The organism is Paenibacillus sp. JDR-2 (assembly GCF_000023585.1).
Lineage (GTDB): Bacteria > Bacillota > Bacilli > Paenibacillales > Paenibacillaceae > Pristimantibacillus.
On the sequence record NC_012914.1, the window covers coordinates 4,395,390 to 4,412,617 of the forward strand.

The window sequence follows — 17,228 nt, forward strand, 5'->3', positions numbered from 1 at the left end:
GTTTACCGCTCCTCTCCCATTTTGACTGCTTGATGTACACGCAGTCTGCGGATATGCAGGAAGAGCAGCACCGCTCCTGTCACCATCATAAATCCAACAACCGCGTAAAGCTGGTTCGTATCCTTCGAGTCGAAAACGACCCGGAACGGCGGAACCGTATCTGCCACATTCTCCGCAGTCTGCAGGAACGGCAGGAAGATAAGACTCGTAATTTTGCCGATCAGTATGCCTAATCCGATAGAGAGTCCCGCCGTAAACAGCTGCTCGAGGAGCAGCATGCCGGTCAGCTGTCTTCTGGAAAGACCCATGGCCCGCAGTACGCCAAATTGCACGACGCGGCCGGATAGATTAAAGAACCAATACAGCACATATCCGGTTAAGGTAACAATGACGGATACGAGGAAGCCGAGACTAAGAATCCCGAATACGCCGCCTCTTGTCGGAAGCTTCGATTGGGTAATCAGCTCCGAGCGCACATCCTTGATATTGGCGATATCGATGCCCGCCTTCTGCAGTTCCTCCACGATCGGCGCCACCTTCGCATCCGGCTTCATCTTGAGCCATACCTCGTAAGGCATCATCGGCAGCTGGTCATAAATATAATCCAGATTCGTGATAACAAACGGCGATTGATCCGGATATTGCGTTGGCCAGTATGGAAGAATGCCTACCACAACGAAATCCAGCATGCCTTCCGAAAAACCTACCGAAATCAAATCACCCGGCTTCAGCTGGTACTTCTCTGCTACATTGGACGGAATAAGCGCCGCTTGCTCATACATGCCTAAATAATTCAAATAATTGTAAGGATGGATCGGGAACAAGTCACTGCGGAACCAGGCGACCTTCGCAAAGTCCACGTTATCAATCCCCATGATGCTGCCCTGACCGATTGACCGGCCCGATACAACCACATTGCCTTTGGTTTGGAGAACGCGGGCAGCAGCCTCGACGCCCTCCAGCTTGCGGAAGATTTCAAACGGCGGCTCGTTATACAGAATTCGGGTAGGTACCGGTTGCTGGCCGCCACCTCCGCCTCCGCCCCCGTTACCGCCTCCACCTCCGCCGGATCCGCCGCCATTGCCACCGTTTCCTCCGCCGTTGCCGCCATTGCCGTTGTTCCCTCCGTTTGGCCGCACCACCTCGACAGTGCCTTCCCATACCGTCTGAACGGTAACATCCGTACCGTATTTGTACAACGTGCGTTCGGTGGAGTTAAGATCGATGGTCCGCGCCGCAGAAGCATTGTATACGCCAAGACCAAGCGTCAGTATAAGCAAGATCATCAGCGGGTAATAGCCTTTGGACGAGCGTGACAGCTGTGTCAGCGTCAAATAAAGCGGCACCGGAAGGAACTTGCGTCCGAGCCAGTTGAACAGCTTCAGCAGCCACGGGAATAATCGCAGGCAGAAAAGGCCAAGCGCAAAGATGGATAATGCCGGAACAAAGAACAAGAACGGTTGTACGTTCAGCTGATCGGTTGTCATGCCGGTCTGGAAGGACAGCATCTGGCGTTCATTAAACATATACCAGCCGTATCCGGCCACTCCCAGCAGTACGACATCGAGGAACCAGCGCTGCCATAACGGCCCCCGGTCCGAACGGGCCAGGTCTCTCTTGTAGCTGACAATTGAGGAACGCGCATAGATAACCGCCGGAATGACGGTAGAAAGCACGGCCAGCAAGACAGCCGCTGCCCCTGCAATCATCGCTTCGGTCGAGAAGCCTACCGGAATCGACTTCCGGTTAACGAAGGACAGGAAGCCGTCTGCGGAGCCTATGCTTTTTGCCATAAACCAGCCTATAAACGGTCCGGCTACAATGGCCAAACCGCCAAGCAGCAAACCCTCGAGCAAATAGATCCATATAATCTGCCTGGTTCCCGCCCCCCTGCTTCGCAGAACGGCTATATCGCTTCGCTGCTTATCCAATGACTGGCGGGCATTCATTGCTATAAAGTAAAACACCATGGCAAGCATCGGAGCTGCAAGCGTGAAGAGAAGCGTCTGGAGCTGCAAGCTTTGCTTTTTGAATTCCGTCAGCGTCGAGGCGAAGGAAATTTCCACTTTTGCGCCTTTGAGCTTCTGGTACAAATCGATGTTGAGACGGTCCAGCGTCCGTCCAAGAGGCGACAGCTCGCTGGTCTTGATCTGCGACAGATCAAACGCATAATACCAGCTTGCATTGTTTACCGGGATACCCGCCTTCTGAATCAGAGATCCCATAAACTCGTCTTCGCTGATCTGCAGCGTATTCATCATGCCTTCCAGACCTTGGTACCAGTAAGGATCGGTCTGATTAAGCGGCTTAACAACGCCAACAATCTTGACGCGAAGGGTCATATCCAGTCCGCCGTATACGGGATATTCGAGAATATCGCCAACGTGGAGATCGTTGCGGTACATCCCTTCCTCCAGCATGACGGCTTCGAGAACGTCATCTTCGCCTTCCGTATTTTTAAACCAGCGGCCTTGCGTAATTTCGGTTTTCTCTTCTAGGTCCGCCATTGTCATAATCGTCATTTGACGAATACGGCTGGCATCCACCTTGGTCGGATCCTCCGGCACAACTTCGGCGCCCCGGATTGAATAGCTTGACAATTTCGTCTGATAAGGGAAGCCGATAAGACCCGGAACATCTTCTTTTATGAAGCGTTCCATCTCCTTTAATGCGGCAGGGTCCGTCTTCTCGCCGCCAGGCACCTGATAGCGCATCAACAGCGAGCCGGCCGGAAGACCATCGCTTTTCTCCTGCAGCGACTGGGCAACGACGCGCTTTAACGCGCCGTCCGCGTACATCGGAATACTCGTTGCAAAAGCAACGGCCATAATAAGACCGGCTAAAGTGCTTAACGTCTGCCAGCGGGTATTCCACATTTTGCGGAACAGAAATCGAAATAATGGAATCCCCATGCTACTTACCTACAACTTTCTGGCCTGGCTTAAGTCCTTTAATGATTTCGATCTGCGTTGCCGTTTGCTGGCCAACCTCGACGTCCACCTCCCGCTTCCCTTCCGCGTCTACGACTTGGACATAGGTTCTGGAGCCAATCGTACGAAGGGTGGATGGCGGAATAACGACGACGTTTTCCTTCCTTTTCGTGATAACGTTAATGGATAATGGCGTGCCTCGGCTAATCGTTTTAGGCAAATCCTTCACTTCGATAATCATAAAATCTTCCGGACGTTCTCTCTCCGGCTGCTGACCGCCTCCGCCTCCGTTGCCCCCACCGTTATTCGAATCGGAGGCTGTTACCGGAAGCGCCTTAACCGTTCCCTTGAATTGCCCGGCATTGTTGATATCCACAACGACAGGCATCCCAACCGCAATCTTGGCTTGTTCGTCCTTCGTCAGCTTGGCTGCCGGAACAAGCAGGCTTGTATCCGCAATAACGGCTATCGGATCATACGCTTTGATCAGATCGCCCTTCTGTACGTTCAGCGTAACAACCGTTCCGCTGAACGGAGCGGTCAAGACCGCGCGGCTGATCTGCTCCTCCAAGTCTGCGAGCGCTTGCTTCTTCTCCTCGAAAGCAATCGACTTCTCCTCGAATTCGATAGGATCCATCTCGTCCTTGCCTTGAAGCGCTTCTTTCATCGCCGTCTCTTCTCTTCGGAATGCCAGCTTCTGGTTGCGAAGATCCTTCTGCATCAGCTCGACGTCCAACACGCCAATCGTCTGGCCGGATTTTACCTGATCGCCGGCTTTAATGTTAAGCTCCTTCAGACGCATACCGTCCAGCGTGAAATAAAGCGTCTCTTCCTGCTGCGAGATCATCTTCCCGATAACCTGCACCTTCGTCTCCAAAGTAGCCGTCGTCACTTCGTATTCCGGCTTCTTCGAGATTTGAGGCGGTGCGATGGACGGCAGCACCTCCTCTTCCGGTTCATTGGGCAGCAAGGAGCAGCCGCTGGTCATCAAGACCGAAGCCGCAATCATTACAGCCGCAGAACGCTTATATAAATTTCCCGTCCACCATTTCATAGACATGATCGGCAACCTCCAAAATTGTAGGATCGTGTGTTGTCATACAAATCGTAACTTGTTCCGTGCGAATAATATTTTGAAAGACCGCCATAATCTGGGCGGACATGTTCGAATCGAGTTCGGCGGTTGGTTCATCCGCCAACAGGAGAATCGGTTTATGCGCAATAGCTTTCGCAATTGCCACGCGCTGCTGCTCACCCCCGGACAGTTCAAACGGACGGTGATGCATCCTTTTCTCAAGGCCTACCAGCTCTAGGCAATAGGCGACCCGCTCCTTCCACTCGGACCGAGAGGTTCCGGCCATCCGGAGCGACAGCTCCACGTTCTCCCAAGCCGAGAGCAAAGGCATTAACGCAAACGCCTGAAAAATAAATCCCATTTCCTTGCGCCGGATCAACGTACGCTCGGTGTCGTTTAATTTATGAAACGGCTTGCCGTTAAACCAGATCTCGCCTTTGCTTGGCGTATCCAGTCCTCCGAGGCAATTCAGCAGCGTTGTTTTCCCTGAGCCCGAACGGCCACGGAGCATAACAAGCTGGCCCGGCTTCAATTCCATATGAAGACCCTTCAGAACGCGCAGCGGCGCTCCTCCGGCCTGAAATGTCCTTTCTACATCTACAACCGTCAGCAACTTGTTATTATGTAATTCGTTGCCTTGCTGCCCTCCATCTTGTCGTTCTTCCTCGTCTGTTGCCGCCATGAACGGATGCGATACCTCCCCTATTTCTCTTTCATAATTCTCATCTTAATCGTTAGACGTTGCGGGTTCAGAAAAAGTTCCAAACGGAAGAAAAATCTTCAAAAATAAAATAGGCATCGTACATATTGCCGCTAAATCGGACATATGCACGATGCCTTCCGCTACTTTTTTACCATTAATTCACTTTAAAATAGTTCACTTCTCTATTAAGCTCTCGGGCAACGCCGTCCAACTGACTAGCCGCGGCAGCAATGCTCTCCATGAGAGCTAACTGCTCTTCCGTTGCCGCTGCGACACTTTCGGTGCGCTCCAGGTTAGCCGCGGCCGAAGACGCAGCTTGGTCCATCGAGGCATTAACCTCCTCGGAGCTCGCCGACATCTGCTCGGTAATAGCCGAATTCTCCTGCAGCTGCCCGGTCATCGTATCAATGGCCGCCACAATAACGGATAAACTAATCTGGAGTTCTTCCACTCGGCTGTTACCCCGCTGTACTTCCTCCAACGTTCGGGCCATATAGCCGGAAGCGCCTGCGATCTCGCCTCTTGTTTCGGCTACCAGCTGATGAATGCTGTCCGCGGATTCCAAGGAGTTTGCAGCCAGCTTGCGAATCTCGCCCGCAACAACGGCGAACCCACGGCCCTGCTCGCCCGCTCTTGCCGCTTCAATGGAAGCGTTCAGCGATAGAATATTCGTCTGATTCGCGAAGGCGGTAATATTCTCCGCTATCGATCCGATCTGCTGGGACCGTTGCTCTAGTGTTTCGATCATGCCCGCGAGTTGACCGATAACCTCTTTGATTTCGCCCATCTGTCCAACCAGGCGCTCAAGCGCTTCCCGACCATGACCCGCTTCAACTGCCGTTGATGCCGACTGCTCGGCCGAAGCGGACGTATTCTCTGCTAGACGCTGGATGCCGATAGCCATTTCGTCAATCGCCTTCGCCGTTTCTTCCGCACTGCGCGCCTGCACTTCCGTCCCGCTTGTTACTTCTTGTATGTTCGCCGCAACATGCTGCGAGGCAGTAGAGGATTCCTGCGAAACAACGTCCAACTGGCTCGTGGAGGCAGCCACATGCTTGGCATTTGTTGAAATAGACGTGATAAGCCGTTTGAGTACTCCAATCATTTCGTCCACGGAGCGCAAGCTGTCCCCAAGCTCATCCTTGCTGTATTTAACGTTTCGCTCAGCGGTCAAATCACCTTCCGCTACGAGCTTTGTTCTTGTTTTCACAGCGGATACCGTCTTCATCACGCTGCTGATCAAGTAGTATATAAGTGCCGCCAGCAAAAGGGTTGCAATCGCCATACCGATATAATTGCCCGTTTTCGTAGATGCAAGCTGTTGATTACTGTCCGCAATTTGCTGCTTGGCGTAGCTGTCCAGCAAATTGAATATATCGTCCAGTCCAGTCCTGGCCTTCTCGTATTGCTCATGAATCTCCGCATCGTTGGCTGCTGCGGTACCGGCTTGAATCTCGCCGTTTACAAACGACGCCCATGCGCTGAAGTCGGCGTCGAAATCCTGAATCAGCTGTCCAATGGTTGTGCTGCCGTCATCGCTTTGAAGCTTAAGCAGCTTATTCGCCTCGAATATCGCTTTTGCCTCATGTACGCGTTCGTCCGCTTCTTTCAGATTTTGAGAAAATACATCGTTCCAGACCTTTTTATCCTCTTCTTTTAATTCACCTAAGGCCAAATATTGATATGCGGAATAGGCTTGATACAGATCGCGGTCCGCATTCAAGATAAGCGATGTGGAACGGGCAGACACGCCGTATACTTCATCGGCCATCGTCTTGTTCACCTGTACCAGCTCTGTTAACGAATAGATCCCCGAGAAGACATAGAAAAAAAGTGGCAATACCCCGATTAAAGCCATTTTCCACCTTAAGTTAAATCTCATCTGCACGATTCTCCCCATTTCAGCAATTTCAAATTAAATAATCTAATATGATATCGGCAAATGAAAGAATGTTCGAAATAACGGCTGCAAACAATTTACAAAATTTTATGTCGAATTCTTAAAACAAAAAAAGAGCAACTCCCATATGGGACTTGCTCGCAGTTCGAATAGTCAGCTCTTATTTGCCGAAAGCTTCCGGATTTGCACGCCATGCCTGCAGCGTTGCAATATCCTCGCTTTGTACTTTGCCGATTTCAACAGCCGCTTCAATCAGCGCGCTGTAGTTGGACAGTGTTTCAAGCGGCATATTTTCTGCCGCAAATGCGCTTGATGCTTTCTCGAACTGGTAAGTGAAGATTGCCAGAACGGACAATACTTCCGCACCTGCTTCACGAACCGCAAGACCGGCTTTCAGCGAGCTGCCGCCAGTCGAGATGAGGTCCTCGATAACGACAACCTTTTGACCAGGGTTGATGCGGCCTTCGATTTGATTTTGCTTGCCGTGTCCTTTTGCTTTATCGCGGATGTAAGCCATAGGAAGGTTCAGCTTTTGAGCCACCCATGCCGCATGCGGGATTCCTGCAGTGGAAGTTCCGGCGATTACCTCGGCATCCGGATAACGCTCGCGGATTACGGTAGCGAAACCTTCTGCGATCATGTCGCGGATTTCAGGATAGGTCATAGTCAAACGGTTATCGCAGTAAATTGGCGATTTCAAACCGGAAGTCCAAGTAAACGGATCATTCGGGCTAAGCGCCACCGCTTCGATCTCCAGCAGTTTTGTTGCGATTGCGCGCGGCAATTCCGTTAAGGTTACGTTTGCCATGGGTTAGATCAGCTCCTCAATAATAGATTCCAATGCTTCACGCGGGCTAGCCGCTGCCGTAATCGGACGTCCGATTACCATATAGTCCGTTCCTTGTTCTAAAGCTTCGCGAGGCGTCATAATTCGGGACTGGTCGTTAGTTGCCGCCCAAGTCGGACGGATACCCGGGGTTACGGTCTGGAATGACGTGCCGCATGCGGATTTAATCACATCCACTTCAAGCGGTGAAGCCACTACGCCATTCAGGCCTGCGCGTTTCGCCAGCTCCGCATAACGAACTACCGCCTGTTCCACCGAGCCTGCAATACCGATCTCTTCGTTTAATACTTGTACGTTAGTGCTGGTCAGCTGCGTTACCGCTATAATAGCCGGTCTTGCTTGTCCGCTCGCGAGTGCGGCTTCCGCGCCTTCCACAGCAGCTTCCATCATCGCCGCGCCGCCGGCTGCATGTACGTTAAACATGTCTACGCCAAGCTTAGTTACGCTGTTCGAGCCGCCTTTTACCGTATTCGGAATATCGTGCATCTTCACGTCCAGGAAAACGCGGTAGCCGCGTTTCTTCAATTCTTCTACGAACGACGGACCCGCCGCATAAAAGAGCTGCATGCCAACCTTCATATAACACGGAATGCCTTCCAGCTCGCTAAGCAAGCGCTTCGCCGAAGCAGCGTCCGCATAATCAAGGGCAACCATGACTTTGCCTGCCGCTTGTTCTCTAGTTAAACTCATCGCAATCAAAGTCTCCTTTCGCTTCTGAGGCCGAAATAAACGGCCATCCGCCGGCCTCGGGACAGAAGCCGTTCAAAAGCTTCTGCCGCCGAAAGCAACCGGCGCTGGCCGTGCTTTCATGTATTTAATTACTTCTGCAGCACCGGCATTGGGCGCGAGGAGAAGTTGATCGACTCGAGCATACGCAGCAACGCGCGCACGGTATCAAGCGATGTCATACATACAACCCCGTTCTCTACCGCTTCGCGGCGGATACGGAAGCCGTCACGCTCAGGCGTTTTGCCTTTGGTCAGCGTGTTGATCACGAATTGCGCTTCGCCTTCGCGAATCAGGTCAAGAATGTTAGGAGCGCCTTCGCTCAGCTTGTTCACGCGTCTTACGCGGAGGCCAGCTTCTTCGAGCGTGTCAGCCGTACCGCCGGTTGCAATCACTTTGTAACCCAGTGCTGCAAAACCGCGGAGCAGTTCAGTCGCTTCTTCTTTGTCTTTGTCTGCTACCGTTACGATGATCGAACCGGACATTGGGATTTTCATGCCTGCACCGATAAGACCTTTATACAATGCTTTTGCATAATTCTCGTCGCGGCCCATAACTTCACCCGTCGATTTCATCTCCGGAGTCAAAGTCGGGTCAACGCGGCGAAGTTTCGCGAAGGAGAATACCGGTACTTTTACCGACACGTAGCTATCTTCGCGCCACAGGCCGTCTACATAGCCAAGGTCAGCCAGTTTCGTGCCAAGAATCGCCTTAGTAGCCAGGTTCGCCATCGGCAGATCCGTTACTTTGCTCAGGAACGGAACCGTACGGGACGAACGCGGGTTAACTTCGATTACGTATACTTTTTCGTTATGGATAACGAATTGGATGTTTACAAGGCCAATTACTTTGAGCGCCTTAGCGATATTTACGGTGATGTCTACGATTTGGTTCTTGATATCGTCAGACAGCGACTGCGGTGGATATACCGCGATCGAGTCGCCGGAGTGAACGCCAGCGCGTTCGATATGCTCCATAATACCCGGGATCAGAACGGTCTCGCCGTCGCAGATAGCGTCAACTTCAGCTTCTTTGCCAAGCATGTAACGGTCGATCAGAACCGGGTGCTCCGGATTGATCTTAACCGCAACTTCCATGTAGCTCAGAAGTTCTTCGTCGGAGTATACGATCTCCATCGCGCGGCCGCCAAGTACGTAGGACGGACGAACAAGTACCGGGTAACCGAGTTTTTGCGCCGTTTCAACCGCTTGGTCAACCGAAGTTACTGTGCTGCCTTCAGGCTGAGCAATGTTCAAGTTGCGAAGCAAAGCTTCGAACTTCTTGCGGTCTTCCGCTGTGTCGATGCTCTCGAGGCTCGAGCCAAGGATACGTACGCCGGCTTTTGTAAGCGGAGCTGCCAGGTTGATCGCCGTTTGACCGCCAAATTGTACGATTACGCCAATTGGCTTCTCTTGCTCGATTACGTTCATTACGTCCTCGAAGAAGAGCGGTTCGAAGTACAGACGGTCGGATGTGCTGAAGTCCGTCGATACGGTCTCAGGGTTATTGTTGATAATAACCGCTTCGTAGCCAGCGTTCTGGATTGCCCATACCGCGTGAACCGTCGAGTAGTCGAACTCGATGCCTTGGCCGATACGGATTGGACCGGAGCCAAGCACGAGAACTTTCTCTTTGTTTGATTCCGTTACTTCGTTTTCTGTTTCGTATGTCGAGTAGTAGTACGGTGTCGAAGCTTCAAATTCAGCCGCGCAAGTATCTACCATTTTGTATACCGGAGTGAAGCCAAGTTCTTTACGGAACGCACGGATATCATGCTCGTTCGTATGGCTGCCGCTCGGGAATCCTTCTTTGCGGATTTCAGCAATCGAACGGTCCGAGAAGCCTTTGCGTTTCGCTTCATACAGGGTTTCAGGCGAAAGTGCTACTTCCCTGCGGATTTGATCTTCGAATTCAACGATGCCTTGGATTTTATCCAAGAACCACCAGTCGATCTTCGTCAGATCTTGAATATCTTGCAGCTTGTAACCGCGGCGGAATGCTTCCGCTACGAGGAACATCCGCTCGTCATCCGGCTTAGCCAGACGCGTTTGCAGAACGGCATCGTCAAGCGTAACCGCTTCTTTCAAGTGAATGCGGTGCGTGCCGATCTCAAGCGAACGAACCGCTTTGTGCATCGACTCTTCGAATGTACGGCCGATCGCCATAACTTCGCCCGTAGCTTTCATTTGCGTGCCGAGCTTACGGTTCGCGTTAACGAACTTGTCGAACGGCCAACGCGGGATTTTCGATACGATATAGTCAAGGGTAGGCTCAAACATAGCGTACGTTTGGCCTGTAACCGGGTTAACGATCTCATCCAGCGTGTAGCCGATAGCGATCTTCGCAGCCATCTTCGCAATCGGGTAACCAGTTGCCTTGGATGCAAGCGCCGAGGAGCGGCTTACGCGCGGGTTAACTTCGATTACATAGTATTGGAAGCTGTGCGGATCCAGCGCGAACTGAACGTTACAGCCGCCTTCGATGTTGAGGGCGCGGATGATCTTAAGCGATGCCGAACGGAGCATTTGATACTCGCGGTCAGACAGCGTTTGGGAAGGCGCTACTACGATACTGTCGCCAGTATGTACGCCAACCGGGTCAAAGTTCTCCATGTTGCAGACAACGATACAGTTGTTGTTCGCGTCGCGCATAACTTCATACTCGACTTCTTTCATGCCGGCGATCGATTTCTCGACCAAACATTGGCTGATCGGGCTGTAACGGATACCCGATGCAACCGTTTCGCGAAGCTCTTCTTCATTTCCGCAAATACCGCCGCCTGTACCGCCCAGCGTGTAGGCAGGACGAACGATGATCGGGTAGCCAATCTCGTTAGCAAAAGTAACCGCTTCTTCAACCGTAGTTACGATAACGCTCTCCGGTACCGGTTGTTCCAGTTCGCGCATCAGATCACGGAACAGGTCGCGGTCTTCCGCTTTCTCGATTGCAGTCAGCTGCGTGCCAAGAAGTTTAACGTTCTCTTGTTCCAGTACGCCAGCACGAGCAAGCTCAACGGCCATGTTCAGACCAGTCTGACCGCCAAGTGTCGGCAAGAGGCCGTCTGGACGCTCTTGGCGAATGATTTGGGATACGAAATCAAGCGTGATTGGTTCGATGTATACTTTGTCAGCCATGTTTGTATCCGTCATGATCGTAGCAGGGTTGCTGTTGATCAGTACGACTTCATAGCCTTCTTCTTTGAGCGCTTGGCAAGCTTGCGTGCCGGCATAGTCGAATTCTGCCGCTTGTCCGATGACGATCGGACCGGAGCCAATTACGAGAATCTTTTTGAGTTCATTATTTTTGGGCATATTGAAGTTCTCCTTTCAACGTTGCCGCCAGCACAGCTTGACGAGGTTTTTGCGGGTTGTTTTGTTTGTGTTCGCGGATCATCTCAAGGAATTCATCGAACAGGTAGCTGGAATCGAACGGACCTGGCGCAGCTTCCGGATGGTACTGCACCGAGAACGCTGGATATTTATTATGTTTCAGACCTTCAATGGTCTTGTCATTGTTATTGATGTGAGTAACGGTCAGTTCCTTGCTGTTGATCGAATCTTCAAGAACCGTGTAACCATGGTTCTGCGAAGTAACGTAGCAACGGCCGGTAGCCAGTTCTTTAACCGGGTGGTTGCCGCCGCGGTGACCGAATTTCAGTCTTGTCGTATCCGCGCCGCAAGCCAGAGCGAACAATTGGTGGCCAAGGCAGATACCGAAGATTGGAATTTCGCCGAGCAGTTCTTTGATCATTTGTACAGCGTATGGAACGTCTTTCGGATCCCCTGGGCCGTTAGACAGCTGGATGCCGTCCGGTGCAAGCTTGCGGATCTCGTCAGCAGTCGTGTTGTGCGGAACAACCACAACGTCGCAGCCGCGCTCAGTCAGTTCGCGAAGAATACCGCTTTTTGCGCCGAAGTCTACAAGGACGATGCGCGGGCCAAAGCCCGGGCTCGAGAAGACCGATTTGGTCGATGTGCGAGCAACCTGATCCGTCATCAGCTGAATGCCGCCAAGACGTTCTTGAAGCTCTTCCACGCGCTCAGTGCCAGTTGTCAGAACACCTTTCATCGTACCGTGCTGACGGAGAATACGAGTCAGCATCCGCGTGTCGATTCCGGTGATGCCCGGAATGTTGTATTCCTTCAGCAGGTCGCCAAGAGAATATTGCGCGCGCCAGTTGCTTGGAACCGGCTCGTAACGGCGTACGACAAACCCGTGAATGCTTGGGCGGATGGACTCGAAGTCATCGCGCGAGATCCCGTAGTTGCCGATCAGCGGATAAGTCATTGTAACGATTTGCCCACAGTAGGACGGATCGGACAATACTTCTTGGTAACCTGTAATCCCTGTATTAAAAACAACCTCACCAAACGTTTGCGCTTCCGCCCCGAATGATTGTCCGGTAAATAACGTCCCGTCTTCCAATAATAGTCTTGCTTGCATCCGTATCACTCCTCATCAGGTCTTCGTTAGTTCTATTATTTAGCGGATTCGTTGTAGACGATCTTGCCGTCAACGATTGTAGCCACTGGCCAGCCCTGCAGCTTCCATCCGCCAAATGGCGTGTTATTGCTCTTCGATGCGAAGGTAGACGGATCTACCGCACGCTCATTGTCCAGGTCGACGATAGTCAGGTCGGCAGGTGCTCCCGCTTTAATGCGGCCGGTCGGCAGGCCGAACACGCGAGCCGGGTCGGCTGTCATGCGGTCAAGCAAGAAGCCAAGCGTCCATTTGCCAGTTTGTACGAACTTCGTGTAGAGCAGCGGGAAAGCAGTCTCGAAGCCTACGATGCCGAATGGCGCTAGCTGCATGTCACGTGCCTTTTCTTCCGCGCTATGCGGTGCATGGTCGGTAACGATCATGTCGATCGTGCCGTCCTCCAGCGCTTCGATAACCGCTTCTACGTCGCGTGGCGTACGCAGGGGCGGGTTCATTTTCCAGTTCGAGTCAAAGCCCGGGATATCTTCATCGGACAAAACCAGGTGATGCGGGCAAACTTCAGCCGTTACCCGTACGCCGATCTGCTTCGCAAGGCGGATCAGGCGAACCGATTGCTCGGTGCTGACATGGCACACATGGTAGTGCGCGCCTGTTGCTTCAGAGAGAAGGACGTCACGACCGACATGGATGGCTTCCGATTCGTTCGGAATGCCTTTCAGCCCATGCTTGCGGGAGAAGGATCCTTCGCTTACGTACAAGCCTTCAACCAGCGTGTTGTCTTCGCAGTGCGCGATGATTGGCATATTCATCGATTCCGCCAGCGCCATCGCATCCTTCATCATTTGCGCGCTTTGTACGCCCACACCGTCATCCGTGAAGCCGATTGCTCCCGCTTCTTTCAATGCGGCGAAGTCCGTCAGTTCGCGGCCAAGCTGATTTTTCGTAATAGCTGCGTAAGGAAGAACCTTTACAACGCCTTCTGCCGCATTTTTGTCCAAAATGTATTTCACAGTCTCGGGCGTATCCACCGCAGGGCGGGTATTCGGCATGCAGGCGATTGTCGTAAAGCCGCCTTTTGCCGCCGATCTTGTGCCTGTCGCGATGTCTTCTTTATATTCGAAGCCAGGATCGCGAAGGTGGACGTGCATATCGATGAAGCCCGCCGATACGAGCTTGCCTGCTGCGTCGATTACTTCCGCAGAACCTGTGTCCGGTGCTGCGGAGCCGTCAACGATCTCCGCAATTTGTTCGCCTTCGAGGCGGATATGTTTCTTTTGCAAGCTTCCAGAAGCCTTATCCCATACGCTACCGTTAATAATCCATACTGACATTGTTTTGTTCACCTTCCGGAATTTATTCGTATTAGCTCAGTGCCCGTTCTACAACCGCCATCCGAATCGGTACGCCATTCGCCATTTGCGGGAAAATGCGTGATTGCGGATGCTCTACCAGCTCGTCGTCAATCTCAACGCCGCGGTTGATTGGGGCAGGATGCATGATAATTGCGTGCTCTGCGATCTGGCTTGCGCGCTCGACCGTCAGGCCGAATTGCTCTCGGTATGCTTCTGCCGAGTTCAGCATGCCGCTCTCATGGCGCTCAAGCTGCACGCGGAGCATCATAACAACGTCGGCTTTCAATGCTTCATCCATCGTTACGTACGGTACATCAAGATCGGTTGCCGTCATGTTGCTTGGCGAGCAGAATTGAACCTTTGCGCCAAACTTGCGTAGCGCCCATAGATTGGAGCGTGCTACGCGGCTGTGAAGAACGTCACCGATGATCGATACGGTCAGACCGTTCAGATTGCCGAAATGCTTGCGCATTGTATATAAGTCGAGCAGCGCCTGTGTCGGATGCTCGTTATTGCCGTCGCCAGCGTTAATAAGCGGCACTTGAATTTTTGTTGCCAGCTCGGCGAGAACGCCGATTGGCTTGAGCCGGATAATCCCCACGTCGATACCCATCGATTCAAGCGTGCGGACCGTGTCGTAGATCGATTCGCCCTTCTGCACACTGGATACGGCAGCCGAGAAGTTCAGCACTTCCGCTCCGAGACGTTTCTCCGCTACTTCGAACGAAAAGCGAGTTCTTGTGCTGTTCTCGAAGAACATGTTCGCCGCGAATTTGCCCTGCATCACATTGTGCACTTTGTTCGGGTGTTGTTCCCAGTAAGCCGCACGATCCAAAATCGATTCAATTTCTTCTTTGCTGAGATCTTTAAGTCCAAGCAAACTGCGTTGTTTAAGTTGTGTCATCGTCGTCATCAGACCTGCCCCCTCTGGTGTATGATCATGACTTGGTCCTTCAGATCGATTTCCGTTAACGAGACGTCAATTTGCTCTTGTTTGGAGGTCGGTACGTTCTTGCCTACGTAATCAGGTCGAATCGGGAGCTCTCTGTGTCCTCTGTCCACCAGAACAGCCAGCTGGATGCTTTCCGGTCTTCCGCAGTCCATCAGGGCATCCATTGCCGCGCGGATCGTGCGTCCGGTGAAGAGGACATCGTCGCATAGGATAACTTTCTTATCATGTGCGGAGAACAGTTCGCCATTCAGATCGCCGATTACCGCAGCCAGTTCCACGCGCGTATCCACGGATGCTGCTTTGCGGTCATCCCGGTAAGAGGTGATGTCGAGCTCTCGCACTTCAACCGGCTTGCCTTCGATATCCTGAATGCGATCCGCAATTCTTCTTGCAAGGTAAATCCCTCTTGTGCGGATGCCAATCAGAACACAGTTATCAATGCCTTTGTTCTTCTCCACGATCTCGTGAGCAATTCTCGTGAGTGCTCTTCGGATCGCCGTCTCGTCCATAATAACCAGATGCTCTTCTTCCACCGTTACCGCCTCCTTCGCTCTCGGATAATCAATCGCGTCTGTCGGCAAGGAGACGAAAAAAGGCTCCTTGCCAACAACGCAAGGAGCCTGAGACCAGCCACACATAGAGGGTCGACTTAACCGCCGCTATCCCAGCAGGATACGGTTAGGCTAAGGCCCTGTTCTAAGTGTGGCAGATCTGTTATTCACGCTACCTTGCCAGCCTCACGGGGCTGATTTAAAGGTACTGCCATATATCAAAGGAATTGTACCGCGTCGGGCAAAAGATGTCAAGGGTCTGAGTCGGTTTAATAACAAACTACGCATTCGAATGCTCCGTTTGTCTTAAACCAACGTAAAGGGGAATAAGTCAAAAACAATGTTTATCGGATATCAACATTTACTTTTTAACTACTTATACCTTATCATCTGCACCGCCGTTTATTTTATGACTGGGACATTTTATGATTTAGTTATTTCTTATTTAATAAGTAAGACTCAGTGTAATGCAACGATCCTCCCTATCTCCTATCTCCTCTCGAAGTGCCCAGCCCTTTATGTTAAGATGAATACCATCCATAACGTACATAGACGGGACAGGTGAAAGCAAGAATGGAACATTTAATTAGAGCGGATGTTCGCGGAATCGAAGTTTCCGGCATTCGAAAAATGGCGAACAAAGTAAGTCAATACGAAGGAGTGCTGTCGCTCACAATCGGACAGCCGGACTTCCCGACACCCAAGCATATCCTCGAAGCAGCCAAGCATGCGATCGACAACGGAGAAACGGTATATACCCCTAATGCCGGGACTTTGCAATTGCGAAAAGCAGCAGCGAACTTTATGCAGCACAAATACGGGCTGACTTATGATTCATCCGAAGAGGTTATCGTAACGGTAGGTGCAAGCGAAGCGATTGACGTTGCGTTCCGGACGATACTGGAGGAAGACACCGAGGTGCTGCTGCCAGGTCCAATCTATCCTGGCTATGAGCCCATTATCCGCATGTGCGGCGCTAAGCCGGTGCATGTCGACACAACCGGCAATGGGTTCAAATTAACGGCCGAACTGATTAAAGAGCATTTGACGGAGCGTACGCGCTGCATCGTGCTGGCGTCGCCTTCGAATCCGACAGGCTGCACGCTTTCGCTGGACGAGCTTAAAGAGATTGCCGCCCTGGTGCAAGAGCGCGAGCTGTTCGTCTTGTCCGATGAGATTTACAGCGAGCTTGTATTCGACGGGACTCATTCATCCATAGCGGCACTGCCGGGCATGCGCGATAAGACGATCGTTATCAACGGATTGTCCAAATCGCATTCCATGACCGGATGGCGTGTCGGACTGCTGTTCGCGCCGGCATATTTGGCGCGGCACATCGTAAAGGTGCATCAATACAACGTAACATGCGCCAGCTCGGTCAGCCAAGCCGCAGCGGTAGAAGCCTTAACCGCTGGCATCGATGACGCGCTGCCGATGAGGGACGAATACGCACGGCGCCGCGACTATGCTTACGAGCGGCTTGTAGCGGCCGGATTCGATGTCGTGAAGCCTAACGGAGCCTTCTACATCTTCCCTTCGGTAGAGAAGTTCGGACTCGACTCCACGACATTCTCTCACCGACTGCTTGAAGAGAAACGGGTTGCGGTCGTGCCCGGTGCCGCGTTTGCTCCATTCGGTGACAATTACATTCGTATTTCGTACGCTTGCTCCATGGAGGTACTACAAGAGGCCATGGACCGCATTCATTCCTTTGTGGAAGGTCTTTAATCTGTCGTTTCACAAAAAAAGCTG

General features: G+C 52.1%; 12 protein-coding genes. 1 reads left to right on the forward strand and 11 read right to left on the reverse strand.

Annotated features, from left to right (window positions below; all coding sequences use genetic code 11):
• Window positions 1–2: 2 nt before the first annotated feature.
• The 11 genes from PJDR2_RS19425 to pyrR all read right to left on the reverse strand — a co-directional run bounded on the left by PJDR2_RS19425 (window position 3) and on the right by pyrR (window position 15,434).
• Complete coding sequence (locus tag PJDR2_RS19425) at window positions 3–2,912, reverse strand: ABC transporter permease (RefSeq protein ID WP_015845425.1); 2,910 nt, start codon at window positions 2,910–2,912, stop codon at window positions 3–5.
• 1 nt (window position 2,913) lies between these two features.
• Window positions 2,914–3,990: an efflux RND transporter periplasmic adaptor subunit gene (locus tag PJDR2_RS19430; RefSeq protein WP_015845426.1), complete on the reverse strand. Its 1,077-nt coding sequence runs from the start codon at window positions 3,988–3,990 to the stop codon at window positions 2,914–2,916.
• Window positions 3,956–4,687, reverse strand: coding sequence for an ABC transporter ATP-binding protein (locus PJDR2_RS19435; RefSeq protein ID WP_015845427.1), 732 nt, complete (start codon window positions 4,685–4,687; stop codon window positions 3,956–3,958). Before PJDR2_RS19435 ends, PJDR2_RS19430 begins: the two co-directional genes overlap by 35 nt.
• Before the next feature lie 175 nt (window positions 4,688–4,862).
• Entirely contained in the window at window positions 4,863–6,590 is a 1,728-nt protein-coding gene (locus PJDR2_RS19440) for a methyl-accepting chemotaxis protein (protein ID WP_015845428.1), read from the reverse strand.
• A 178-nt stretch (window positions 6,591–6,768) separates the two neighbouring features.
• Entirely contained in the window at window positions 6,769–7,416 is a 648-nt protein-coding gene (pyrE, locus tag PJDR2_RS19445) for an orotate phosphoribosyltransferase (RefSeq protein WP_015845429.1), read from the reverse strand.
• Between the two features lie 3 nt (window positions 7,417–7,419).
• On the reverse strand, window positions 7,420–8,145 hold the full coding sequence (gene pyrF / locus PJDR2_RS19450; RefSeq protein WP_015845430.1) for an orotidine-5'-phosphate decarboxylase: 726 nt from the start codon (window positions 8,143–8,145) through the stop codon (window positions 7,420–7,422).
• A 128-nt stretch (window positions 8,146–8,273) separates the two neighbouring features.
• Entirely contained in the window at window positions 8,274–11,492 is a 3,219-nt protein-coding gene (gene carB / locus PJDR2_RS19455; protein WP_015845431.1) for a carbamoyl-phosphate synthase large subunit, read from the reverse strand.
• On the reverse strand, window positions 11,479–12,624 hold the full coding sequence (locus PJDR2_RS19460) for a carbamoyl phosphate synthase small subunit (RefSeq protein WP_015845432.1): 1,146 nt from the start codon (window positions 12,622–12,624) through the stop codon (window positions 11,479–11,481). The genes carB and PJDR2_RS19460 overlap by 14 nt, the downstream gene beginning before the upstream one ends.
• Before the next feature lie 35 nt (window positions 12,625–12,659).
• A complete protein-coding gene (locus PJDR2_RS19465) occupies window positions 12,660–13,952 on the reverse strand; it encodes a dihydroorotase (protein WP_015845433.1) in 1,293 nt (430 codons plus the stop codon).
• 31 nt (window positions 13,953–13,983) lie between these two features.
• Window positions 13,984–14,889, reverse strand: coding sequence for an aspartate carbamoyltransferase catalytic subunit (locus PJDR2_RS19470; RefSeq protein WP_041613521.1), 906 nt, complete (start codon window positions 14,887–14,889; stop codon window positions 13,984–13,986).
• Window positions 14,886–15,434, reverse strand: a complete 549-nt coding sequence (pyrR, locus tag PJDR2_RS19475) for a bifunctional pyr operon transcriptional regulator/uracil phosphoribosyltransferase PyrR (RefSeq protein WP_041614424.1) — start codon at window positions 15,432–15,434, stop codon at window positions 14,886–14,888. The genes PJDR2_RS19470 and pyrR overlap by 4 nt, the downstream gene beginning before the upstream one ends.
• 615 nt (window positions 15,435–16,049) lie before the next feature.
• Between pyrR and PJDR2_RS19480 the strand changes: the two genes are divergently transcribed.
• A complete protein-coding gene (locus PJDR2_RS19480; RefSeq protein ID WP_015845436.1) occupies window positions 16,050–17,204 on the forward strand; it encodes an aminotransferase A in 1,155 nt (384 codons plus the stop codon).
• Window positions 17,205–17,228 lie beyond the last annotated feature (24 nt).

Bases quoted from the DNA above. Each gene is read 5' to 3' on its own strand.
- PJDR2_RS19425 (WP_015845425.1), bottom strand. From the start codon at position 2,912: ATGGGGATTCCATTATTTCGATTTCTGTTCCGCAAAATGTGGAATACC.
- PJDR2_RS19430 (WP_015845426.1), bottom strand. From the start codon at position 3,990: ATGTCTATGAAATGGTGGACGGGAAATTTATATAAGCGTTCTGCGGCT.
- PJDR2_RS19435 (WP_015845427.1), bottom strand. From the start codon at position 4,687: ATGGCGGCAACAGACGAGGAAGAACGACAAGATGGAGGGCAGCAAGGC.
- PJDR2_RS19440 (WP_015845428.1), bottom strand. From the start codon at position 6,590: ATGAGATTTAACTTAAGGTGGAAAATGGCTTTAATCGGGGTATTGCCA.
- pyrE (WP_015845429.1), bottom strand. From the start codon at position 7,416: ATGGCAAACGTAACCTTAACGGAATTGCCGCGCGCAATCGCAACAAAA.
- pyrF (WP_015845430.1), bottom strand. From the start codon at position 8,145: ATGAGTTTAACTAGAGAACAAGCGGCAGGCAAAGTCATGGTTGCCCTT.
- carB (WP_015845431.1), bottom strand. From the start codon at position 11,492: ATGCCCAAAAATAATGAACTCAAAAAGATTCTCGTAATTGGCTCCGGT.
- PJDR2_RS19460 (WP_015845432.1), bottom strand. From the start codon at position 12,624: ATGCAAGCAAGACTATTATTGGAAGACGGGACGTTATTTACCGGACAA.
- PJDR2_RS19465 (WP_015845433.1), bottom strand. From the start codon at position 13,952: ATGTCAGTATGGATTATTAACGGTAGCGTATGGGATAAGGCTTCTGGA.
- pyrR (WP_041614424.1), bottom strand. From the start codon at position 15,434: ATGGACGAGACGGCGATCCGAAGAGCACTCACGAGAATTGCTCACGAG.
- PJDR2_RS19480 (WP_015845436.1), top strand. From the start codon at position 16,050: ATGGAACATTTAATTAGAGCGGATGTTCGCGGAATCGAAGTTTCCGGC.